At 67.4% G+C, this 21763-nt stretch carries 19 protein-coding genes; 9 read left to right on the forward strand and 10 right to left on the reverse strand.

The window, feature by feature from the left end; translation table 11 throughout:
- Positions 1-3: 3 nt before the first annotated feature.
- A complete protein-coding gene (locus tag ACPDIX_RS02025) occupies positions 4-1113 on the reverse strand; it encodes an NUDIX domain-containing protein (RefSeq protein ID WP_423430093.1) in 1110 nt (369 codons plus the stop codon).
- A gap of 123 nt (positions 1114-1236) precedes the next feature.
- Between ACPDIX_RS02025 and ACPDIX_RS02030 the strand changes: the two genes are divergently transcribed.
- A complete protein-coding gene (locus tag ACPDIX_RS02030; protein WP_423430094.1) occupies positions 1237-1983 on the forward strand; it encodes a hypothetical protein in 747 nt (248 codons plus the stop codon).
- On the opposite strand, the gene ACPDIX_RS02035 is transcribed toward ACPDIX_RS02030, so the two are convergent.
- The gene (locus ACPDIX_RS02035; RefSeq protein ID WP_423430095.1) at positions 1919-2422 is read right to left on the reverse strand and encodes a TPR end-of-group domain-containing protein; all 504 of its coding nucleotides are present in this window, start codon (positions 2420-2422) and stop codon (positions 1919-1921) included. The genes ACPDIX_RS02030 and ACPDIX_RS02035 overlap by 65 nt on opposite strands.
- Before the next feature lie 66 nt (positions 2423-2488).
- On the reverse strand, positions 2489-3631 hold the full coding sequence (gene mqnC / locus ACPDIX_RS02040) for a cyclic dehypoxanthinyl futalosine synthase (RefSeq protein WP_423430096.1): 1143 nt from the start codon (positions 3629-3631) through the stop codon (positions 2489-2491).
- A 154-nt stretch (positions 3632-3785) separates the two neighbouring features.
- On the opposite strand from mqnC, the gene ACPDIX_RS02045 reads away from it, so the two are divergent.
- From ACPDIX_RS02045 to ACPDIX_RS02060, 4 genes are read left to right on the forward strand one after another with little or no spacing between them, the layout of a single operon-like run.
- Positions 3786-4415, forward strand: coding sequence for a MotA/TolQ/ExbB proton channel family protein (locus ACPDIX_RS02045; RefSeq protein ID WP_423430097.1), 630 nt, complete (start codon positions 3786-3788; stop codon positions 4413-4415).
- Positions 4412-4858 carry an ExbD/TolR family protein gene (locus ACPDIX_RS02050; RefSeq protein ID WP_423430098.1) on the forward strand — a complete coding sequence of 149 codons (447 nt, stop codon included), beginning with the start codon at positions 4412-4414 and terminating at the stop codon, positions 4856-4858. The genes ACPDIX_RS02045 and ACPDIX_RS02050 overlap by 4 nt, the downstream gene beginning before the upstream one ends.
- The gene (locus ACPDIX_RS02055; protein ID WP_423430099.1) at positions 4855-5640 is read left to right on the forward strand and encodes a TonB family protein; all 786 of its coding nucleotides are present in this window, start codon (positions 4855-4857) and stop codon (positions 5638-5640) included. Before ACPDIX_RS02050 ends, ACPDIX_RS02055 begins: the two co-directional genes overlap by 4 nt.
- 13 nt (positions 5641-5653) lie before the next feature.
- Positions 5654-5878 (forward strand): hypothetical protein, encoded by a 225-nt coding sequence (locus ACPDIX_RS02060; protein WP_423430100.1) that lies wholly within the window; start codon positions 5654-5656, stop codon positions 5876-5878.
- Between the two features lie 22 nt (positions 5879-5900).
- On the opposite strand, the gene ACPDIX_RS02065 is transcribed toward ACPDIX_RS02060, so the two are convergent.
- From ACPDIX_RS02065 to ACPDIX_RS02080, 4 genes are all read right to left on the reverse strand, one after another.
- The gene (locus tag ACPDIX_RS02065) at positions 5901-7271 is read right to left on the reverse strand and encodes a M64 family metallopeptidase (RefSeq protein WP_423430101.1); all 1371 of its coding nucleotides are present in this window, start codon (positions 7269-7271) and stop codon (positions 5901-5903) included.
- Positions 7272-7401: 130 nt separating this feature from the next.
- Positions 7402-8922: an arylsulfatase gene (locus ACPDIX_RS02070; RefSeq protein ID WP_423430102.1), complete on the reverse strand. Its 1521-nt coding sequence runs from the start codon at positions 8920-8922 to the stop codon at positions 7402-7404.
- A 75-nt stretch (positions 8923-8997) separates the two neighbouring features.
- Entirely contained in the window at positions 8998-10890 is a 1893-nt protein-coding gene (locus ACPDIX_RS02075; RefSeq protein ID WP_423430103.1) for a glycoside hydrolase family 3 protein, read from the reverse strand.
- Positions 10891-11002: 112 nt separating this feature from the next.
- Entirely contained in the window at positions 11003-13135 is a 2133-nt protein-coding gene (locus ACPDIX_RS02080; RefSeq protein WP_423430104.1) for an IPT/TIG domain-containing protein, read from the reverse strand.
- Between the two features lie 166 nt (positions 13136-13301).
- Between ACPDIX_RS02080 and ACPDIX_RS02085 the strand changes: the two genes are divergently transcribed.
- Positions 13302-13961: an SAM-dependent methyltransferase gene (locus ACPDIX_RS02085; protein ID WP_423430105.1), complete on the forward strand. Its 660-nt coding sequence runs from the start codon at positions 13302-13304 to the stop codon at positions 13959-13961.
- Positions 13962-14142: 181 nt separating this feature from the next.
- On the forward strand, positions 14143-16848 hold the full coding sequence (mutS, locus tag ACPDIX_RS02090) for a DNA mismatch repair protein MutS (protein WP_423430106.1): 2706 nt from the start codon (positions 14143-14145) through the stop codon (positions 16846-16848).
- Here mutS and ACPDIX_RS02095 read toward each other — a convergent pair.
- Positions 16816-17850, reverse strand: a complete 1035-nt coding sequence (locus tag ACPDIX_RS02095; RefSeq protein WP_423430107.1) for an FkbM family methyltransferase — start codon at positions 17848-17850, stop codon at positions 16816-16818. The two genes, mutS and ACPDIX_RS02095, sit on opposite strands and share 33 nt — an antisense overlap.
- Positions 17851-17955: 105 nt before the next feature.
- On the opposite strand from ACPDIX_RS02095, the gene ACPDIX_RS02100 reads away from it, so the two are divergent.
- A complete protein-coding gene (locus ACPDIX_RS02100; protein ID WP_423430108.1) occupies positions 17956-19137 on the forward strand; it encodes a glycosyltransferase family 4 protein in 1182 nt (393 codons plus the stop codon).
- 95 nt (positions 19138-19232) lie between these two features.
- Complete coding sequence (locus ACPDIX_RS02105) at positions 19233-19667, forward strand: secondary thiamine-phosphate synthase enzyme YjbQ (protein WP_423430109.1); 435 nt, start codon at positions 19233-19235, stop codon at positions 19665-19667.
- A 116-nt stretch (positions 19668-19783) separates the two neighbouring features.
- Here ACPDIX_RS02105 and ACPDIX_RS02110 read toward each other — a convergent pair whose 3' ends face one another.
- Together ACPDIX_RS02110 and ACPDIX_RS02115 are read right to left on the reverse strand one after the other, a co-directional pair.
- Entirely contained in the window at positions 19784-20593 is an 810-nt protein-coding gene (locus ACPDIX_RS02110) for a methyltransferase domain-containing protein (RefSeq protein ID WP_423430110.1), read from the reverse strand.
- Positions 20594-20744: 151 nt separating this feature from the next.
- Positions 20745-21755, reverse strand: a complete 1011-nt coding sequence (locus ACPDIX_RS02115; protein WP_423430111.1) for a UDP-glucuronic acid decarboxylase family protein — start codon at positions 21753-21755, stop codon at positions 20745-20747.
- Between the last annotated feature and the right edge of the window lie 8 nt (positions 21756-21763).

The following is a 21763-nucleotide window of genomic DNA, read 5'->3' on the forward strand; positions in this document are numbered from 1 at the left end:
CTTTCAACCCTGAACCGTGACAGCCCCGGCGGCAGAAAGCATCCCCGCCCCGGCGGCGCCATCCTGCAGCACCTGCTCGATCAGCCGGCGGGTGGGCACGTTGAGATCCTCGCCGAGCGCCGCCGCCAGCGGTATCCACCGCCAGCCGCAACCCTCCTCGTTGAGCCGGACCTCCACGCGGCCCTTCACCCGGCAGAGATACGTCATCAAAACAAAATGAGCCGGCCGATAGAATTCGGGCGGGTTCACCCACTCCTGCATCCCGACCTGCCGCACCACGACCACCTCGAGGCCGGTTTCTTCCCGCAGTTCCCGCCGTAGCGCAGCCTCGCAGGTCTCGCCCTGCCGCACCTTGCCGCCGGGCATGCCCCAGCGATGCGACCATTTGGGTGTCCGCACCAGCAGGACCTCGTTGCGCTCGTTCAGAATGAGCGCGCCCACCGTGACCACCGGCCCCGCAACAGCGTCCGGCTCCGGCGGCCACTTGAAACGCGCAGCTGCCAGGCGCGCCTGCAGCTCGCCCAGGTGTTCCACGATCAGGTCCGGCCCGGCCTGCCGAAGTTGCGGGAGTGTGTTGTAGCCGGTCAGCACGGCGCAGGATCCCACGCCGCCGTGCCGCGCCGTTTCGATGTCGTGTTGCATGTCGCCCACGAAGATTGTCTCCCCCGGCACCAACCCGTTTTCCCGCAGCAGCCGGCCGATCCATTCGCGCTTGTCCCACGCCTCCACATAGGCCGGCCCCAGCAGCGGCGCCAGCCCGGTCCGGTCCGCCTGCCGCTGGTAGTAATCGCGCCTGACCGTGCTCAGGACGAAGGTGCGCAGGCCGTGTTCCCGGCAGAATTCCAAAAAGGCCCGTGCGTGGGGCAGCGCCGCCACCGAATCCTGGGCAGCCGCAAAGTGCTCGTGAAACCAACGCTCCAGAGTCGGCAGCGGAACGTCCGGCACGTGCCGTTCGTAGAACCGGAGAAACGGGAGGCAGAACTCTTCGCGGAACCGGTCCAGGCTCAGGGGCGGCCGACCGGCCTGTTCCAGAACGTGATTGGTGGCGCGCCAGACTGCGGGCAGGTCGTCCACGAGCGTTCCGGACCAGTCGAAAATGATGTTGCGGATCACAGCAGGCAGTGTAGTCCTCGGCCCGCGACCGAGACAACCTCGGTCGCAGTGGGTCTGCGCGCGTGGACCCGCTGGCCGACCGGTGGCCGTGATCCCCGCGCTCACAGGTCAATCGAGACGCACATGCCGGAACCCAAGGTTGCGCCTCCGCCTGAGACGTCGCACCGGCGGCCCTGGCTGCCGTGGCCGAACCTTTTGTTGGCGGGGGCCACGACGGCGGTGGTCGGCATGGTGCTGGAAGAGTGGAACCGGCAACTGGGCTGGCCCCTGGGTCGCAAGATGTTTCCGGACCATGCCCCGGGCGGCGGTGTGTGGCTCGCCTCCACGGGTCTCGTGTGGGCGCTGAGCCTGTTGAGTGCACGAGCGGCGGCCCTGTGGTGGCTGGCACCCGGGCGACCGGGCCGGGCGCCGGGGATCCGCCGCCTGCTCCTCACGGCGGCCCTTTCCCTGATCCCCCAGCTCGGCGCAGATCTGTGCATGCGGCATCGGTTCGGATGGTACACCTGGGCGGATCCACGCTGGCAGGTGCAGGGTCTGGTGCTCGATCCGTTGCCGGGATGGTGGATCGGCCACGGGCTCGCCCTCGCTGCGGCGCTCCCGGCGTTGCTGGACAAACACCCGCACCCGCGTCTGCCGCCCCTGCGGGCCTTTCTGGGCTGGGTGGCTTGGAACGGTGTGCTGTTGCTGGGGTCTTTCGGCCGGGCTGACGAGGCCACCTGGGCATTGTTGCTGGCGCCTTTTGCCGTCACGACCGTGTGCGCCTTTCACGCGGGATACGCGCTTGCCACCCACCGCACGCCGGCCGCTACCAGTCCTTCAGCTCCGGATGAAGCGGCTCGAGATCCGGGTCCTGAAGGGCCATCTGCCTGACCTGCTCCCGATCGCCGAGCTCCAGGGCCTGCCGCAACCAGTGCCGGGCCTCGTCCAGTCGTCCCATCTGGCAGGCGTAACAGGAAAGGTTGTAGGCCACCAGCAACTCCCGGGGGAAATGCGCCGCCGCGGGCAGCAGGGCCGCCCAGGCCCGTTCCAGGCCGCCATGCGGTGCCCGGCGCAGCGCGTAGGCCCGGTGCAACCAGCCACTGGGCCGGTCGGGCACGGCCTGGATCAATGCCTCGGCCACTTCCACCGCCTCCGTCCAACGTTGCTGGGCCGCCAGCACAGCCCACTGCAGCTCCAGCACGTCGGGATGCGGTCGCGGCCGCCGGAGCAGGGGCGTCAGTTCCTGTTCTGCTTCCTCCGGCCGGCCCAGTTCCATCCATCCCAACGCGGCCACCAGCCGGTGACGATCCGGATAGTCCAGCGTGTCCATGGCGATGGCATGCACCCGGCCGGGCCCGCCAGCGCCGGAGCGCGCACCCGGTTGCCGGCGCGGTTCTCAGTTCAGGAGGCGGTACCAGTTGTCCCGCTGGTGCGGCTCGTACCCCAGGTCGCGGATCAACCGGTGCATCTCCGCCACCGTCATGCGGAAGGCGGCACCAGCCTGCCGGACCACGTTTTCCTCGATCATGATGCTGCCCAGGTCGTTTGCACCGAACTGCAGCGCCAGCTGCCCGATCTCCGGCCCCTGGGTCACCCACGAGCTCTGAACGTTCTCGAAGTTGTCCAGGTAAATGCGGGCCAGCGCCTGCGTGCGGAGGTATTCGGTCCCTCCGGCGCGCGGAAGGCGCAGCCGGGTGTTGTCGGGCTGGAAGGTCCAGCCGATGAACGCTGTGAAGTAACCGCCGCTTGTGGCTCCGGGGCCATCCGCGCGCTGTGCGCCCGCCCGGGCCAGGGACCGATCCTGCAACTGGCGGAGCCGTTCCCAGTGTTCGATCCGGTCCTTCACCGTTTCCACGTGGCCGAACATCATCGTGGCCGTGGAACACAACCCCAGGCGATGGGCCGTCTCCATCACGTGCAACCACTCATCCGTGGTGGCCTTCAAAGGGGCGATCTGTTTCCGAACGCGGTCCACCAGGATCTCGGCACCGCCACCGGGAATCGAACCCAGACCGGCTGCGCGGAACTCCCGGAGGATCTGTTCCACCGGCTCGTCGAAGACCTTCTGAAAATGAATGAATTCCGGCGGGCTGAACCCGTGAATGTTCACCTGGGGAAACCGGCTGTGGATGTGGTGGAGCATGTCGAGATACCACTGCTTGGGCAGCCCGGGATGGTGCCCGCCCTGCAGGAGGATCTGTGTCCCGCCCAACGCCACGGTCTCCTCGATCTTCCGATCCAGCTCTTCGAAGGAAAGGACATAGGCGTCCGGGGCCCTCTCCGTCCGGTAGAAGGCGCAAAACTTGCAGTACACATTGCAGACGTTCGTGTAATTGATGTTGCGGTCCACGATGTAGGTGACGATCCGGGCGCCGCGTCCGCCGTAAGCGGCGGCCTTGGCCAGTTGACGGCGCCGGTCCGCCAGCGCACCCAGCTCGTGCAGCGGCAGGTCGTAGAGCAGGCGTGCCTCCCCGGGCGTGATCCGGCCGCCGTCCCAGACCTTCTGCATGACATCGTCCAACGGGATCACCTCGGTCACACCCCGAATGTAGCCGCGGGCCGGCCCGAGGCAAAGGCCGTTCCCGCCAAGTGGGCCGGTCCCCTCAGCCCGGCTCGATTCGTGCGGCAAAACGTCCCCGGGGCATCCGGAGTTTGGACTTTGAAGCCGCGGAAGTGCGCCGTATAAGGACGCCGTGGTACCGATCATCCTGAAGCAAGGCGGGCCGGTGGCGATCCTGCTGGCGGTGCTGGCGGTGGTGGCCCTGGCCGTCTTTCTCGAGCGGGCCCTGCACCTGCACCGGGCCCAGATCAACGTGGCCGAGTTCCTGAACGGGATCCGCACCGTCCTCAAAAAGGCCAGCGTCATGGAGGCCATTGCCATCTGTGACGCCACTCCCGGGCCCGTGCCGCGTGTGGTCAAGGCCGCCATCCTGACCCGCGACCAGGGCCGGGACCGTGTGCGGGAGGCCGTGGAGGAGGCCGGCCTGGCAGAGGTTCCCCCGCTGGAACGCCGGCTCAACCTGCTGGCCACACTGTGTCACCTGGCGCCGTTGCTGGGTTTGCTGGGAACGGTGCTGGGCTTGATGGATGTGTTTGCCGAGCTGGAACGACAGGGGCTCTACGCCCATGTGACGCAGGTCTCCGGCGGGGTCTGGCGGGCGCTGGTCAACATGGCCCTCGGCGTGGGGATCTCCATCCCCGCATATGCGGCCTACAACTACCTGGTCAGCCGCGTGCATGCGCTGGTGGTGGACATGGAACGCGCCGCGGCGGAGATCGTGCACATCGTCGCCGACGGCAACGGCGAGCCCCGGCCATCATGAGATTCCCGGTCACCGTCAAACCCTTCACCGGACAGTGGGACGTGGCGGCCTGGACCGGCACGCTGATGGTGGTGATGCTGTTCATTCTGCTTCTGCCGCTGGTCCCCACACCGGGTGTACGGCTTGAACTGCCCGCAGCCGCCGACCTGCCGGGACTCGATGAGCCGGCACTGGCGGTCGCAGTGGATCGGGACAGCCGGTTTTACTTTCACCATCAGGTGGTGGATGAGGCGGCTCTGTTGCAGCGCCTGAAGGAGGAAGCCGGCCGTTTCCGTTCGCCGCCGGCTCTGCTGGTCCATGCCGATCGGCGCACCCCGTACGAAACGCTCATCCGGCTGTCCATCCTGGCACGGCAGGCAGGGTTAACCCGCGCACTCCTGGTCACCCAACCCCTGCCAGGTGCAGGCTCCACCCCCGCACAGCCCCCGTCCGACGGGTCATGAACCAATCCGCTCCGGTTCGAACCGAATGGCCGGCCCGGCGTTGGGCCATGCTCGTGGGGGCGCTGCTGGTGCTGCACTTCGCGGGCTTGTGGTGGTTCGGCGCACGCGAACCCTCGCCGGCCCGTGCGCCCGAACGGGTCCCGCATTGGATCTTGGCGGGCCCGGCTGCAGCCCGGCTTTGGCCGGTCCTCGATCCCACGCTGTTCGTGCACGGACATTCCAACAGCTTTTCCGGTCCCGCCTGGATGGAGCCGCCGGTCGTTGCGTACCAGCCTTCGATTCCCTTGGAACCTCCGCGTTTCCTCGTCCCCACGGCCGCGCGCATGGTCCGGTCCTTTCAGAACGCCTGGACCCCGCGTGGCTGGGCCCCCTCGCCGTTGGCCCTGCGCGTCGAGCCCCTGCTGTACACCCGGAGCCTCGTGCCGCGATCGCCGTTGACCGACCGGCCTTCCCGTCTCGAGCTTGGCGAATGGAGTCGGCCGGTCCGACTCCGCACGCTGCCTCCTGCCCTTCCGGGCTGGTCAGCTCCGGACCTGCTCACCAACACGGTCGTGCGGGTCTTGGTGGAACCAACCGGCCGGGTGGTGTCGGCGGTCGTGCTGGTGTCCAGCGGGTGGGAACCGGCCGATCGCCAGGCCCTGTCCTTGGCACGCCAGTTGGAATTCGAGTTCCCCGGCTCCGCCGGCCCGACTCCGGGAGACGCCGGAGAGCTCGTCCGTGGCGTGCTCATTTTCCAGTGGCAAACCCTGCCGCCCCAACCACAGGCAACCGGACCCGGCTGAGCTTTTGTCCGCCATGCCCGCACAGGAACTGATCCTCGGCTATGTCCTGCTTTTGTTGGGCGCGCTGGCACTGCTCACGGTGTTCACCGAAATGCGCCGTCGCAGGTTCGAACCGCCCGCCGCCCAGGACCGGATCTTCCGGTGCAGCGCTTGCAAACGCGTGTACACGGACGACCCGGACGTGGACCTCTCGCGTTGCCCGGATTGCGGCAGGTTCAATCCGCCCTACGAGTTCTGAGCAACCCGGGGCCGGGAACCGATCAGGGCTGCCACACCGCCCGGAAGAACTCCATCCCTCCCTGCTCGGGCAGATCGTTCGTGTAGTCCCAGCGTCCCGACCACGCGGTGTTGGTCAGGAACGGCTGCCAGGCCGACAAATCGGCCGATCGCTCCAGCACCACGCTTCCGCCGGCGGGCCCCTCCAGGGTGAACCACGGTCGGCCGCCGGCGGCCCCGCCCACGGCAGTCCACCGCAGCACCGGTCCACCAACCAGCACCTCCCAGGTCCACGTCGCCCGGAGCCGCTGCTCCGGATCCGTGCGCACCCAGGGAGTAGGATCGGCCACGCGCAGCTCCACCTGGTGCCGACCGGCCCCCAGGGACGCCGGGTCGAGCACCAGCACCGGGCCGCTGCTTCCCGCCACCGGCACCCCGTTGGTCAGCCACGTCACCGCGAGTGCACCGGACACCGGCTCGACCAGATCCACCTCGAACCTCAGGGTCTGCCCCGCGTTCGCGTGCAACAGCTCCCCGGCAGGACGCACGTCGTCCCACGGCCTCACCTTGTCATAGATCGCCCGCACGATCTGTTCGCGGCACACCTCGCAAAAGGGCATGCCCAGCGTGCGCATTTTGCAATCGAACCTGGGCCTGTACCAGCCCGTTGCCTGGTATTGTGCGCCCTCGAACAACCCCACCACGTCCGCCCACTGCCAATCATTCGGCGTCGGCACCGGCGTGTCCGGTTCGATCCAGGCGTTCCACGGGATCCGGTCCCGCTGGGTTTGCCGGGTGGCGTTGGGTGCCTCCACGGGGACGTACCCCGGATAGGCGTTGGTGTACTCGTCAACCAAACCGGCGAAGAAATGACCCGATTCGTGGACCACGATGTCGGAGTATGGCGGGAATGGATTGAGGGCCGTGATGATCGGTAGGCGGTTGCTCCGGCCGGTCGGCCCGCCCACACCCGAAGATCCACCCGGCTGAATGTCGTTGACGAGCAGCACCACGATGTCCGCTTCCGGCAACCACTGCTCCACCAATTGCTCCACCTTGCCCACCCCGTGTGCAGGGTCCGGATCCAGGCCGTTGGGCGGAATGGTGATCACATAGTCGTAGAACTCGTACGCGCTGTTGAAGTAGGTGTTCCGATAAGGGCCGCCGGTGGTGGGATGGTCCGACCCCGATTCGGCGGAGGCCACGAACAGCGCGTAGGCGTTGAAATGTCCCCGATAGGCCGAGTACGGCTCCGCGGCGAAAAAGTTGGCCATCAGATTGGTGGCGTCCCGCAGAAACTGCCCCTGCTGTGCCGCGGTGTACCCTTCGGCCAGCACAACCATGTTCACGCGGTTGGTCACCGGGCCGTTCACTTCCAATGGAACGAGCACCTGGGCCCGCAGGGCCGCCGCCAAGCCCAGGAGCAAACTGCACGCCCATCGGCAGCATCTCTTCACGCGACAACCCGGGCGCATCCGGGGGCGAACTCGGCGGTCAAAAGCGTGAGGTTGCATGTCTGCGTGGGCCACCCTCCAGGTGGCCGTCCTAGTTACCGGGTGCGGGCTGCGGAACGGATGGCTGCGCTTGGGGCGACGTCGCACGCGCCGGAGGTGCGGACGTCTGTACGGGCCACTCCGGCGAGTCCACCCGCGCCTCGGCCAGAAGCTTTTCGATCTCTTTGACCACGTCGGGATGTTGCCCGGCCACATTGTGCCTTTCGGCGGGGTCGGTGCTCAGGTTGTAGAGCTCCAACGGCTCGCCGTAACCGGGTCGCACCGCCTTCCAGTCTTGGCAACGCAGCGCCTGCTGGAATCCCCGCTCATGAAACTCCCAATAGAGATACTCATGCCGGTTGGTCTGCTCCCGGCCAACCCACAACGGGAAAACGGAGATGCCGTCCAGACCCGCCGGCGCATTCGTGCCGGCCGCCTCGGCCAGTGTGGGGAACAAATCCCAGTGCGCCCAGACGAAGTCGCTGACCTGTCCCGGCCGGATCTGAAGCGGCCAGCGCACGATCATCGGCACGCGGATCCCGCCCTCGTAAAGGTCCCGTTTGATCCCGCGGAAGGGACCCGAGCTGCCCAGGAAGGCGGGATCCACCCCGCCTTCGCGGTGCGGGCCGTTGTCGCTGGTGAAAATCACGATCGTGTTTTCCTCCTGGCCGGTGGCTTTCAGCAGGTCCAGGATCCGGCCGATGTCAGCGTCCATGCGGGTGATCATGGCCGCCTTGTTTTTCTCCGGCTGGGGCCAGGCACGATCGGAATAGGGCGCGTCCGAGGGCACCTGCATGCCGTTGCCCGTACGGGCGCCCTCCTCGTTGTTGGCGTGCGGGATGGTGTAGCAGAGCATCAGGAAAAACGGCCGGTGCCCGTTGTACCACTCCGGCTTGTTGATGCGGATGAAATTCGTGGCCGCGCGGGTGCAAAGATCCGGAACATAGAGCCGGCGCGCCCCTGCGAAGTTCTCGATCAACGTCACTTTCCCCTCGTAACCGCTCCTGGGATCGTAGCGCCACAGGTAGGTCGGATAATAATCGTGGGCATGACGGTTGTCCAAATACCCCACGAACTCGTCGAATCCCTTCCGCCAGGGTACTCCGGGGGAGTTTTCGACCGCCAGCCCCCATTTGCCGATCAGGCCGGTGTGATACCCGGCTGCACGCAGCCACTCCGCCACGGTGAGCTCCTCCGCCCGCAGGGTCAGGCCGCGGCGATTGCCCCGAATGCGGAGATGCCCGGTGTGTTTTCCCAGCATCAACGCCGCGCGCGCCGGCGCGCAAACCGTGCTGCCCGCATAGAACTGCGTGAACCGGATGCCCTCCGATGCGAGACGATCCAGGTTCGGCGTCCGGATCTTGGTGGATCCGTAGCAGCCGAGGTCCCCGTAGCCCAGATCATCGGCCACGATCAGCAGGATGTTCGGCCTCCGGACCTTTGGCGGCCGGACCGGTTGGTTGGTTTCGCCCAGCGGCAGTGCGGCCGATTCCGCCGCCCGTGCGAGCGCCGTCGCGACGCCCAGCCCCACCACGCAAGCCAGCGTCCACACCCTCGAACTCAGCCTCCGCATGGACCGGAAGTCTGCCCCTTGCGTCGGTCGCAAGGCAAGCCCGGGAGGCAGGCCGTGGCCCGAAAAGCCCGTCCTTCAGCGCGACGCACGTGCATATCCGAGTCCAAAACCCCGCGGGAACAAGGGATCCGCCTCGGCCTCTGATGTGCTCAAGTGCTGGTTGTCACGCGGCCAGACCCGGGGCAGCCGACCCACCGGTTCGGCCCTGCCCAGCAACACGTCTGCCATGCCGTCGCCCTCGGTGCCGGGCAGCCACGCCGCCACCAGCGCGTGGCTGTCCTCCAGCACCGACCCGAGAATCAGGGGCCGGCCCGAGTACAACACCGTGACCACCGGTTTGCCCGAGGCGCGGGCCCGGCGTACGCGGGCCCGGTCCTCTTCCGGCACGTTCAGCTCCTTTCGATCGCCCATCATCTCGGCGTACGGCTTTTCCGCCACCACCACCAGGATCACATCCGCGGCAGCGGCAGCCGCTTCATCGGTACCGTCGGCACTGTACGTCACCTCGGTCCCGGCCGGCACGGCCTTGCGCAACGCCGCCAGGAGCGTGGTTCCGCCCGGCGTGACCGTGCCGGTGCCGCCCTGCCAGGAGATCGTCCATCCGCCGCATTGCATCCCCAGGTCGTCGGCCGCCGGGCCCACCACATGCAGGCGTCGAACCTTGGAAGACAGGGGCAACACGCGTCCCTCGTTCTTCAGCAGCACCAGCGATTCGCGCACACAACGGCGCGCCACCGCCCGGTGCTCGGCGCTGCCCAGACGCGCCAGCAGGGTTTCATCCGTGTACGGTTTGTCGAACAAGCCCAACCTCATCTTCACGCGCAGGATGCGCCGGACCGCATCGTCAATCCGCGACCCGGGCACCCGCCCTTCCCGCACCAGTTCAGCCAGGTACCGCAGGTAATCCCGATAAGAGTTGGCTTGGCCCGGCCCGTTCGGGATCATGGCCATGTCCACCCCGGCGTTGATCGCGCGGGCGATCGCCTCCTTGTAGTTCGGATGCAACTGATCAATCGCCGCCCAATCAGACACCACAAACCCGTCGAAACCCAGCTCGCCCTTCAGAACCTCCGTCAGCAGGTACCGGTGTCCGTGCAGTTTCACACCGTTCCAACTACTGTAGGAGGCCATGACCGAACCCACGCCCGCGCGAATGGCCGCGCGATAGGGGGCCAGATGGATCCCCCGGAACGTGGCTTCGTCGCATTCGGTGTTGCCCTGGTCCACCCCCCATGTGGTGCCGCCATCACCGGCATAGTGTTTGGCACACGCCAACGCACCGTACCGGTCCCGACCTGCGTTCCCCTGGAGTCCGCGCACCGCCGCCGCGCCCAGCTCGGCCACCAGCGCCGGATCGTCGCTGTAGCTCTCATACGTCCGACCCCAGCGCGGATCCCGGGCCACGGCCAGACACGGCGCAAACGCCCAGTGGATGCCCGTGGCCAGCATCTCGTCGGCCGTCACACGCGCGGCCGACTCCACCAGATGCGCGTTCCGCGTGGCGCCCAATCCGATGTTGTGTGGAAAAATCACCGCGCCCAGCACGTTGTTGTGGCCGTGCACGGCATCCACGCCGAACAGTAGGGGGATCTGCAACCGGTTCTGCAGCGTCAGACGCTGGCAGTCCAGCACCGTGCGCCGCCAGGTCGCCGGCCGGTTGTCCTCCGGATCCGTGTTCCCCCCGCACAACACCGAGCCCAGCCCGAGCCGCCACAAATCGTCCCGATCCTTCAGCGCACCCAGATCCACCTGGGTCATCTGACCCAGTTTCTCCTCCAGCGTCATCTGTCGGAGCAGCGCGTCCACACGCGCTTCGATCCGTCCGGAGTCGCGCTGCGCAGCCCGGCCCGATGGGCACAACCCCCCACCCGCCAGGCCCCAGGCCAGACCGAAACCACCCAGCAAAAGCCACGCGGCATGACCCGCGCGGAAGCGAGGACGGAAACGGCGGACCTCTCGACCGTTCATGCTCAGGACCAACTGCATGACCCATGCTGGAAAGCCCGGACGCACAGCGTCAACCCGTTTCGCCGGCGCCCGGCTCGCGCGGAGCCGGGCCCACACCCCGCTCGGAAGCCGGTCAAGACCCGTTTCGAACCAGCCGGAACCATTCACCTCCGGCCTCCAGGGGCGTCACCACCTCCCAACGTCCCTGCTTCAACTCCGGCTGGATCGGGTGCTCCGCCCAGGGCGCCTGACCGGGTTCCAGCGGCCGATGTTCCAGCCGATAGTTTGCAAACGCACCCGCCCACGAAAGCCGGAGTCTCCCGTCGGGCAGAATTTCGATCCCGAGTCGCGGCAGCGCCTCCACGGCCACGCTCCACGACAACCGGGCATCCCCGGGCGTGGGATCGCCGTGTGGGCTGATCACCTCCACCCGGTTGGTGGAACGCCCTGCCCCCCGGGCTGACCACACCCACGCAGACTCCGCACTCGTCCCGGGCGCCAGTACCGGCCACCGTACCGTGGCCCGACCCGCCTCCTTCTCGACCGTGCCCCCACCCACATCCGCGCTCTCGAGCTGCAACACCTCCTCCGACCAGGTCACCGCCATCACCACGTTCGTCGCCGGATGCGGACCCGGGTTCGACAACCTCAACGGCACCGTGATGAGCCGGCCCTCGTACGTCAGCAGTTCCCCGGATGGCCCCTCCAACTTCAGATCACTCGACCGTTCAACCACGAAGGGTCCCTCCCACACGGCCACGCCCCCTGGCGTGACGACCTCAATCGGTCCCGTCCCGGCCCCGGCCCGCACCGTGACCCGCAGCAAGGCGTGGTTGGAGGGACTCTCAAAGGCGGCCGCCGCTCCCTGGAACCGAACTTCGGTGACGCCCAGAAAGTTCCGTCCCGTGAGGACCACTTCCGTCCCGGCCGCCCCTCGGCCAGGCGTCACCGATTCGATCCGCGGCGGCCCGTAAAACCAAAGCGCCCCGCTGTTCGCCGAACCGCCCGGCGTGGTCACCTCCAACGGCCCCGTGAGCACGTCCTCCGGCACGAAAGCCACCAGGTTGGTGTTCGATTCGGCCGGCACGAACATGGCCGGCACCCCTCCGAAACTCACCGCAGTGGCGCCAAGCAGATTCCGCCCTGCCACCGTCACCATCGTCCCCGGCGGACCCGACTGCGGAAAGATCCCGGTCACCTCGGGCGGCAGATGAAACAGAGCGGCACCGGCGTCGGTCCCGTCCCGCGTGACCACGACAAACGGAGCGGTCACCGCCCCGGACGGCACTTCCACCACCAGCCGGTCGAATGCCACCGATCGAACCGCGACCGGAACCCCGCCCAACCACACGTCTACCGGGGCGGCGTTCAAGTTGGCCCCGCGCAACACCACCTCCGTGCCCGGCGGTCCACTCGCCGGCTCGAAATCCGTCAACGTGGGTGGCACGACGAACTGCCAGGCTGTGACAAACGTGCCACCGGGGGTGGTCACCCGAAGCGGCCCCGTTACCGCCCCCGTGGGGACCAGGGCCCGCAAGACCTGGTTGCTCTGCGGCGGCTCGAACGCAGCCGGCACCCCGCCGAATTCCACGCCCGTCGCCCCGAGAAAGTTCCGCCCCCGCAGGGTCACCAACGTGCCCGGCCGGCCGTTGGTGGGCCCCACACTTTCGACCACCGGCGGCAGATAAAACCAATCGGCACTCTCATGGGCGCCCACCCCGGCCCGTTCGACCCGGATCGGACCGGTCACCGCACCGGTCGGCACGTTGACCCGGATGCTCGTTTCGCTTTCCACGAAAAACCCAGGAGCCGGCACCCCGCCGAACCACACACCCGTCACACCGACAAACTGCAGACCCTCAATCCGGACCGGAGTTCCCGCACTGCCGTGCGTGGGTGAAAAGCCCAGGATGTAGGGACCGGGCCCGATCACCGTGAAGACCTGCGGACTGTAGACCCAGTCCCGACCCGCCTTGGCCACGCGAATGAAATCCGTCGAAGCCCCCTCGGGCACCACCGCCACCAACTGATTGTCCGCCGTCACCTGGAAGTTGGCCGGCCGGCTGCCGAACTGCACCGCCACCACCGGATCCACCACCGCGCCACTGTAATGAAAGCCGCTCCCTTGGATGGTCACCCAGGTCCCCGGCTGCCCGTGCGTCGGTGCGAAGCCCGTGATGATCTGACCCCACGCACCAGCTGCCCACCAGCCCAGCACCCACAACCACCTCGTCCACCTGCCACCCATGGCGTCGTTCCTCCACATTCGAAAACCTTGCTGCAGCCGGCCGGCGCTCCGGAGCGTCCCGGGATCGGGAACGGCGCCCTCATTCTCGGAGAACCCTGCCGGGCGGGCAACCCCGCGGGCAAACCATCGAAACAGTTCTTTCGAAGTTGCCAATCTCGCCGGACCCGGCTAGGACAGGAGCCGTATGAGAACGATTTCCCGGAGGCTGCTGCCGCTCGGACTCGTGGTGCTGAGCCTCTCCCTCGTCGCACCGGTCCTGCGGGCCCAGACCAACGATCTAACCGATCCGCCGCGCGAGCCGGACGTCATCTACGTGCCCACGCCCATGCCGGTCGTGGAAAAAATGCTCGAACTGGCCGAGATCAAGCCCGGCGACGTCGTGTACGATCTGGGCTGCGGCGACGGCCGCATCGTGGTCACCGCCGCCAAGAAGTACGGCGTGAAGGCCGTCGGATTCGACATCGATCCCCAGCGGGTCCGCGAGGCCCGTGAAAACGTCCGCTCCAACAAGGTCGAGCATCTCGTCACCATCAAACAGGCGGACATTTTCACACTCGACCTCAGCGAGGCCACCGTGGTCACCCTCTATCTGCTGCCCGAACTCAACGTCCGCCTCATGCCCCAACTGGCCAGGATGAAGCCGGGCTCGCGAATCGTCTCGCACGACTTCGACATGCGCGGCGCCAAGCCGGTTCTGGTCTATCGCATGAACATTGACCCGCCCACCGGCAAGGAGATCAACGACCGCGAAAGCCGGTTCGTCTACGGGTCCCACACCATCTACAAGTGGGTGGTGCCGTGGGAACCGGAAACATCCGCCGGCTCCCGGACCGAAAACCGTTGACACCACAGGGCCCCGGCACACCCTCCGCCCGGTCCTCCCGCCGGGCACTTTCCGGCCCCTGTGCCCGCACACAATTTCACAAGCCGGTCCCACGGGCCCAGTCCCCGGGTGCCCCGCCGCCCCCGCCGGCCCCGGCCAAACGCTTGCCCCGCGGGCCGATCCTTCTCAACAATCCCCTGCCATGGCGGACAGCAAAGGTCTGACTCCCATGATGGCGCAGTATCGCCGGATCAAAGGCGAGCTGCCACGGGATGCCCTGTTGCTGTTCCGACTGGGCGATTTCTACGAAATGTTCTTCGAGGACGCCAAGGTGGGCGCACGGATCCTCGGCCTGGCGCTCACCCGCCGCAACGGCGTTCCCATGTGCGGCCTGCCCTACCACGCCGCTTCCAGCTACGTCGGACGCCTCCTCCGCGCCGGATACAAGGTCGCCCTCTGCGATCAACTCGAGGAGGCCAAACCCGGCAAACTCGTCAAACGCGAGGTCACCGCCATCCTCACGCCCGGCACCCACTGGGACGAACGCCTGCTGCCCCAGGAACAAAACAACTTCCTGGCCGCCGTCCATCCGGGCACCCAGGGTTACGGCCTGGCCGTCGTGGACCTCAGCACCGGCGAGTTCCGCGCAACCGAGCTGGAGGACCTGCCGGCCCTGCAATGCGAACTCGAACGGCTTCGCCCCGCCGAGATCATCCACCCGACCGAGGCCGTCACCCTGCACGCGCAGCTGGCTGACGGACCGGCAGCCGCCCCGGCCGGACCTGTCCCCCCGCCCCACCCCACACCGGCGGAGATCCTCCCACGCCGTTCGGCCCGCTTCGGCTGGGTGGTCAATCCATTCGAAGACTGGGCATTCAGCCCCGACACCGCCCAATACACCCTGCGCGAACACTTCCGGGTGGCCACCCTGGACGGGTTCGGCCTCAAAGGCCGCCCCCTGGCCACGGGCGCCGCCGGCGCCGTGATTCACTACCTCACCCACCATCTGCGACGCGACCTGCGGAACCTCACCCACCTCTCCTTCTACCAGCGGGGAGATTACCTCGCCCTGGACGCCACCACGCTGCGGCATCTGGAGGTCCTCGAACCGCTGCACAGGGACGCACCCCGCAACGCCTGTCTCTACGGTGCCCTCAACCGCACCGTCACGCCCATGGGCGCACGGCGCCTGCGCGACTGGCTTTCCCAACCGCTGGCCACGCTGGACCCCATCCACCGCAGACAGGACGCCATCCAGGCCTTCGTGGACCAGCCATCCCTGCTGGAACGGTTCCGGCAACAACTCGCCGAGGTACGCGACCTGGAACGCACCCTCGGCCGGCTCAGCTCCGGCAGCGCCAACGCGCGCGACCTGCTCGCCCTCCGACTGGCCCTGGAACAACTGCCCGCGCTGCGCGCTCTCCTGGAGCAGATCGCCACCGGCCCGCGCAGCAACTCCACCCTCCCCGCGTTCGAGGAAACGTCCGCCCCCCGCGCCGTCCTGCTTCAGGACCTGGCGGCCCACCTGGAACCGTTCCCCGACCTGGCGGAGCTCATCCAACGCGCCATCGTGGACGATCCGCCCCTCTCCGTCAAAGAAGGCGGTCTCATCCGCGACGGATACGATCCCACCCTCGACGAACTCCGCCGGGCCATGCGCGAGGGCAAGGATTGGATCGCCCGCTACCAGGCCGACGAAATCCAGCGCACCGGCATTGCCTCACTGAAGGTCCGCTACAATTCCGTCTTCGGTTACTACATCGAGGTCACACGCGCCAACCTCGATCGCGTCCCGGCCCACTACCAGCGCAAGCAAACCATCGCCAACGGCGAACGCTTCATCACGCCCGAACTCAAGGAGATCGAAACCAGGATCCTCGGCGCCGAGGAACGAAGCCTCAAACTCGAGTACGAAATCTTCCAACAGATCCGCGAGCAGGTCCTGGCCCGGTTGGCTCCCCTGCAGCGGGCCGCCGCCGCGCTGGCCCAGGCCGATGCCCTGGCGGCACTGGCCGAAACCGCCCGGCTCTTCCAGTACTGCCGCCCCGTCGTCCGCGACGAAGGCCTTCTGGAGATCCGCGACGGCCGGCACCCGGTCCTCGAACAAACCCTCTTGGAGGACCGGTTCGTCCCCAACGACGCCTGGCTGGCCAGCGGCCCCAGCGCAGCAACGTCCGAAGCCGGACCCGAAACCTCCGCCGACCCGCATCCACGCCCCCCGCAAATCGCCCTCATCACCGGCCCCAACATGGCCGGCAAAAGCACCTACATCCGGCAGGTGGCCCTGCTGGTCCTCCTGGCCCATGTGGGGTCCTTCGTCCCGGCCCGTGCTGCCCGCATCGATCTGGTGGACCGGCTCTTCACCCGCATCGGCGCCTCCGACGACCTCGCCCGCGGCCAGAGCACCTTCATGGTCGAGATGACCGAAACGGCGCACATCCTCCACCACGCCACCGCCCGCAGCCTGATCGTGCTGGACGAGGTCGGCCGCGGCACCAGCACCTTCGACGGACTCAGCCTGGCCTGGAGCATCGTCGAGTACATCCACAACCAGATCGGCGCCAAGACGCTCTTCGCCACCCACTATCATGAGCTGACCGAACTGGCCGCCCGGCTGCCACGCCTGAAGAACTACAACGTCGCCGTCCGCGAGTGGCGTGACCAGATCGTTTTCCTCCACAAAATCGTCGAGGGCGCCACCGACAAAAGCTACGGCATCCACGTCGCCCGACTGGCCGGTGTGCCCGGACCGGTCATCGAACGCGCGCGCGTCATCCTCGCCAACTTGGAAGAAGCCGAACTCAATCCCGACGGCACTCCAAAAACCAGCACCCGACCGCACCGCGAACGGGACAAACTTCGCCAGCTCGCTCCCTCAGCCCAGCTGGACCTGTTCAGCCACACCTGAACCGCCACCAACGCCGCGGCCGGACGGACGAGGCTCATTCGCCTCCCACCGCGCGCGCTGCTCCACCGGCACCGCCGCCTGCAACAGCACCGGACGCAACCGCGCCCCGCCCCAGAACCGAACCGGACCAAACAACCACAGGCCCTTGATCCGAAACCGGTAAGCCGGTTGCACCCGGCGCAGGTACGCCCAAATCTCGCGCGCGTGGCTCTCCACGTGATAGGTCGTCACCGCCACCTGCGGGGCGCCCTCCTGCAGAAGCCGTTCCGCTCCCCTCAACACATCCAGATCCGCCCCCTCCGCATCAATCTTGATCAGATCCCACGGACCCAACCGAACCCCCCGCTCCTCACAGTAGGCGTCCAGACTCACCCCCTCCACCATGGAAGCCGCCACGTCCCCGGAAACCGCGCCGATGCGGTTCGCCTCCGGCGCCTCGCCCTCCACCCAGGGAACCGGGCCCGGACGGGCGGTCACCGCCTTCACTTCCACCGTCAGCCGCCCCGCCAGGCCGTTCTCCTCCGCCGCCCGCCGCAAACAGGCCGCCGTACGGGCCGAAGGTTCAAACGCAATCACCCGCGCCGCCAGCCCCTGCTTCAACACCCGACACGCAAACAGCCCCTCGCACGCCCCCACGTCCACCACCACACTCCGGCCGTCGAGCTCGATCGGCGGCGTGGTGTAATGATGCGGATGAGCCGGATCACACTCCTGCGCCAGCGCATGGTACACATTCGCGTTCCATTGCCCCGGCCAGTAAACCGTCACACCCAACGGTTCCACCCGCACGCGGTGCACGCCCTCCTCCAACTCCTCCGCCCGGGCCCACGCCGGCAGTTCACGGGCAGCGTGCCGCATCATCCATCGGCCGGGCCACAACCAGTGGCGCCAGTTCATCCAGGCGTCCCCCGGGGAAAAAGCGCCGGTATCCCGCAGCGACCACCAGCATCGCAGCGCTTGACCCAGCAGCCGCACCGGGTTTTTCTTGCCGGCCAGTATCATGTGGACCTTCTATTCCACAGACCCAACCCCGGCAAGGAAAACGCTGCCCATCCACCCGGCCACCGGCACGACTGATCGTCCCGGGTTGCGCCTCTCGTCCTCCCCATGCCCGCGCGCCCGCTGAAAGTCGCCTGGATCACCTACTTCCCGGTGGAATGGTTGCCGGAAGCACCGCCGGACTTCCAAAGCATGCCCCGGCATCACCCGGCCTCGTGGCAACGCGTGCTGTTCCGTGCCTGGCAGGAACAGAATCCGGGGCTCGAACTCCACATCGTCGCCCTCCGCAAACAGTTTCCCCGCACCTGCTCGTTCCGGATCGGTTCCACCACTCTCCACTGCGTCCGAACCTGGGGCGGCCTCCGTGCCCCCTCGCTCTTCTGGTACGACACTTGGCTGATCCGGAAACGCCTCCGCCAGATCCGGCCCGATCTGGTCCACGCTTGGGGAACCGAAAACGGAGCTGCTCTGGTGGCCGGTCGCCTGCCGTACCCGTATCTGGTCACCGTCCAGGGCCTCATGACATGGTACTGCCAGGTGGTGCCGCGGCCGCCACTTTACAATCGCGTCGCCGCCCGGCTCGAACGGCACAGCCTCCCGCGCGCACCGCTCGTCACCACCGAGTCCCGGTTCGCCGTCGAGTTCGTCCGGCGCCACTTCGCCCCGCGCAGGGTCGTGCAGATCGAGCACGCACCCAACCCGCTCTTCCACCGCTTGGACCGGCGCCCGCCCGCACACTCCGTGCGGTTCGTGGTCAACGGTCGCTTCCACTACGCCAAGGGCACCGACCTCCTGTTTCAGGCGCTCAACCGGCTCCCGGCGGAATTCCCATGGGAACTCATCCATATTGGCGCCCCCGCCGGTCCCTGGGCCGACCAGCTCCGGGCAAGGTTCCCGCACCGCTTCTGGCAACGGGTCAGGTTCCTTTCCCACCTCGACCTGCAGGAAGTGGCGGCCGAACTTGCGCAAGCCACCCTGCTGATCTGCCCCACACGCGTGGACGTCAGCCCCAACTCGGTCAAAGAAGCCGTGGTGGCCGGTGTGCCCGTGGTGGGCGCCCGGGTCGGCGGCATACCAGATTACGTCCTACCCGGCCAAAACGGGGTCTTGTTCGAGCCGGGTGACCTGGAGGACCTGGTGCGCGCGTTGCATCAGGCACTGGCCCACCCCCTCTTCTCCAAGGGCGAGGTTGACCCGGACACGCTCCGCCGCATGCGGGAATATCTCGCACCGGCCACCATGGCACGGAGGTTCTTCGAAGCCTACCAACTCCTCCTCGCGGCCAACTGAGTGGTTCCGCTCCAACAGGCCGTCCGGGCGCTCTGCAACAGGGCCACCGCTTTCGGCGTCTGGCCACGCGCGTGAGGCATGCGTATCCTGTCGCCATGGTTCATCAGGAGGAAATCCGCCTGCACACCACCCGCGCCGGACAAATGCACGATTTGACGGATCAGGTGGCCGGTATCGTTGCCCGGTCCGGAGTCCAAACCGGCCTCGTCCACATCTTCAACGTCGGCAGCACCGCGGCCGTCGGCACCATCGAATTCGAACCCGGCCTGCAGGCCGACCTGCCACGTGAACTCAACCGCCTGCTGCCACCCGGCCGCCACTACGACCACGAACAGACCTGGCACGACGGCAACGCCCATTCACACCTGCAAGCCACGTTGCTCGGACCGGCCCTCACGGTGCCGGTCCGCAACGGCCGGCCCCTCCTGGGCACCTGGCAGCAAATCTTCCACCTGGAATGCGACATCAAACCACGCGAGCGCCGTGTCGTCGTGACCGTCATGGGCGAGCCCGGACCCGCCAAACCGTAGCCACTCCGCCTCCCCGAACCTCCCCGTTTCACGCGGGAGGGCTTGTCCCAGAGCTCCGCACAGGGCAGCCGCGGATCCGCCCCGTCCCGGCAGCCGGCTCTACACAACCGCTCCGCCTATCCGCGCCGGCCTGGAGCGGGGCTGCGCCTGATGCCCATCCGCACCGGCGGCCGCTCCGCCACGAATACAAACGCATCCCGCGTGATCCCCTCCCACAGGCCGTTGACATAGGCCCGCCATGCACCCCCGCTCCAGGAAGGTGTCCCCAGCAAACGAAGCCCTGCGGCACGGAAAAACGCCTCGTACTCCGCACGAGTATAGGGTCTCAACCGGCGTGCCACACCACCGGATGAAGACCGGTCCACCCTTTCACGGGACCACCGGCCCGGACGCGGCTCGCGCACCGCCACCAGCCGCCCGCCGGGTTTGAGGACCCGCCGTACCTCGCGCAACACGCCGACCACGTCCACCGCCTCGTGCAGCGCGGCGGAGCATACGACGAAATCGAACGATTCATCGGGGAACCCGAGCCGGTGATAGTCGGCAGGCACACGCACGATCTTGTCCGCCCGGGCGCCCAGCCCGGCAAAGACGCGCGGCGCCAACTCCTCCAACAAGCGGCGGGACACATCCGTGGCCACCACTTCCACCACCTGCGGCAGCTTCGACAGTTCCGCGCTGAACGCGCACGCACCCGCGCCGATCTCCAAGACCCGGCCGCGAAACTCCACTCCCCGGTGCTTCCGCAGGTACGCAACGATGCGCGGAAATTCCGTGCGCAACTTCTCCAGCCACGCCTGCTCATCCCCGGTGGCCTCCGCCAGCATGCGCACCGCCCGTGCCTCGGCCAGTTGGTGGCGCAACCGGCCGGCCGGGGTATCGTCCGGCGGTCGCAGCTCTACCGGTCTGGCGGGCCCGTTCTGCATGGCACCGCCGGCACCATAAGCCCCCTCCATCCACCGCGCAATGCCCGATGCTCGGATGTTTCGCAACTGCAACCTCACCGCCACCTGCCCGCCGCCCATGCCCCGCGAGCCCCTCCCCGGCACCCCGCCCGCCGGCAAAACGGGCCCCGCCTCACAACCGGCGGCGAAAGTCCGCAATGGTCCGCCTGAGCCCCTCCTCCAGTGGAACCTGCGGGCTCCAGCCCAGCAACTCCCGCGCCCGGGTGATGTCGGGCCGGCGCTGTCGCGGATCGTCCTGCGGCAAGGGCTTGAAAACGATGCGGCTCCTGGAGCCCGTCAGACGCAGAATCTCCCGCGCGAACTCGAGAACCGTCAGTTCGGTGGGATTGCCAATGTTCACCGGCAACCCGTAATCGCTCATCATCAGGCGGTACACACCCTCGATGAGATCCGATACATAGCAGAAACTGCGGGTCTGGGATCCGTCCCCATACACCGTCAACGGCCGGCCTTTCAGTGCCTGGGCGATGAAATTGGGCACCACCCGACCGTCGTTGAGCCGCATGCGCGGCCCGTAGGTGTTGAAGATCCGCACGATGCGTGTCTCCAGACCGTGTTCGCGCTGGTAGGCCATCGTCAGGGCCTCCGCAAACCGCTTGGACTCGTCATAACAACCGCGGGGGCCGATCGGATTGACGTGTCCCCAGTAATCTTCCGACTGCGGATGGACCTCCGGATCGCCGTACACCTCCGAGGTGGACGCCAGCAAGAAGCGCGCCCCTTTGTGTCGCGCCAGGCCCAGGGCCTTGTGCGTGCCCAGCGAGCCCACCTTCAACGTCTGGATCGGATAGTTCAAGTAGTCGGCCGGACTGGCGGGCGACGCGAAGTGCCAGACGTAATCCACCGGCCCGTCCAGGAAGAGATACTCCGTGACGTCCTGCCGGATGAACCGAAAACGCGGCTCGCCCGCCAGATGCTCGATGTTGGCCACGTTGCCGGTGATGAGGTTGTCAATCCCGATCACCCGGTGACCCCGGGCCAGCAGATAATCCGTCAGATGCGACCCCAGAAAACCCGCCGCACCGGTCACCACCGACACAGGTTCCCTGCCGGCCCGACGCTTCCCACGGGCGGAGGCGGCCCCCCGGCCGGCGCGTATCGTTTCCGTTTCACCCTTCTTCATGTCCGCGG

Source organism: Limisphaera sp. 4302-co (assembly GCF_049537155.1).
Lineage (GTDB): Bacteria > Verrucomicrobiota > Verrucomicrobiia > Limisphaerales > Limisphaeraceae > Limisphaera.

Coding starts and splice junctions, on each gene's coding strand:
- ACPDIX_RS02110 (WP_423430110.1), bottom strand. CDS start 20,593: ATGCAGAACGGGCCCGCCAGACCGGTAGAGCTGCGACCGCCGGACGAT.
- ACPDIX_RS02115 (WP_423430111.1), bottom strand. CDS start 21,755: ATGAAGAAGGGTGAAACGGAAACGATACGCGCCGGCCGGGGGGCCGCC.
- ACPDIX_RS02095 (WP_423430107.1), bottom strand. CDS start 17,850: ATGATACTGGCCGGCAAGAAAAACCCGGTGCGGCTGCTGGGTCAAGCG.
- ACPDIX_RS02105 (WP_423430109.1), top strand. CDS start 19,233: ATGGTTCATCAGGAGGAAATCCGCCTGCACACCACCCGCGCCGGACAA.
- ACPDIX_RS02060 (WP_423430100.1), top strand. CDS start 5,654: ATGCCCGCACAGGAACTGATCCTCGGCTATGTCCTGCTTTTGTTGGGC.
- ACPDIX_RS02055 (WP_423430099.1), top strand. CDS start 4,855: ATGAACCAATCCGCTCCGGTTCGAACCGAATGGCCGGCCCGGCGTTGG.
- ACPDIX_RS02070 (WP_423430102.1), bottom strand. CDS start 8,922: ATGCGGAGGCTGAGTTCGAGGGTGTGGACGCTGGCTTGCGTGGTGGGG.
- mutS (WP_423430106.1), top strand. CDS start 14,143: ATGGCGGACAGCAAAGGTCTGACTCCCATGATGGCGCAGTATCGCCGG.
- ACPDIX_RS02100 (WP_423430108.1), top strand. CDS start 17,956: ATGCCCGCGCGCCCGCTGAAAGTCGCCTGGATCACCTACTTCCCGGTG.
- ACPDIX_RS02075 (WP_423430103.1), bottom strand. CDS start 10,890: ATGAACGGTCGAGAGGTCCGCCGTTTCCGTCCTCGCTTCCGCGCGGGT.
- ACPDIX_RS02050 (WP_423430098.1), top strand. CDS start 4,412: ATGAGATTCCCGGTCACCGTCAAACCCTTCACCGGACAGTGGGACGTG.
- ACPDIX_RS02085 (WP_423430105.1), top strand. CDS start 13,302: ATGAGAACGATTTCCCGGAGGCTGCTGCCGCTCGGACTCGTGGTGCTG.
- ACPDIX_RS02080 (WP_423430104.1), bottom strand. CDS start 13,135: ATGTGGAGGAACGACGCCATGGGTGGCAGGTGGACGAGGTGGTTGTGG.
- ACPDIX_RS02035 (WP_423430095.1), bottom strand. CDS start 2,422: ATGGACACGCTGGACTATCCGGATCGTCACCGGCTGGTGGCCGCGTTG.
- ACPDIX_RS02030 (WP_423430094.1), top strand. CDS start 1,237: ATGCCGGAACCCAAGGTTGCGCCTCCGCCTGAGACGTCGCACCGGCGG.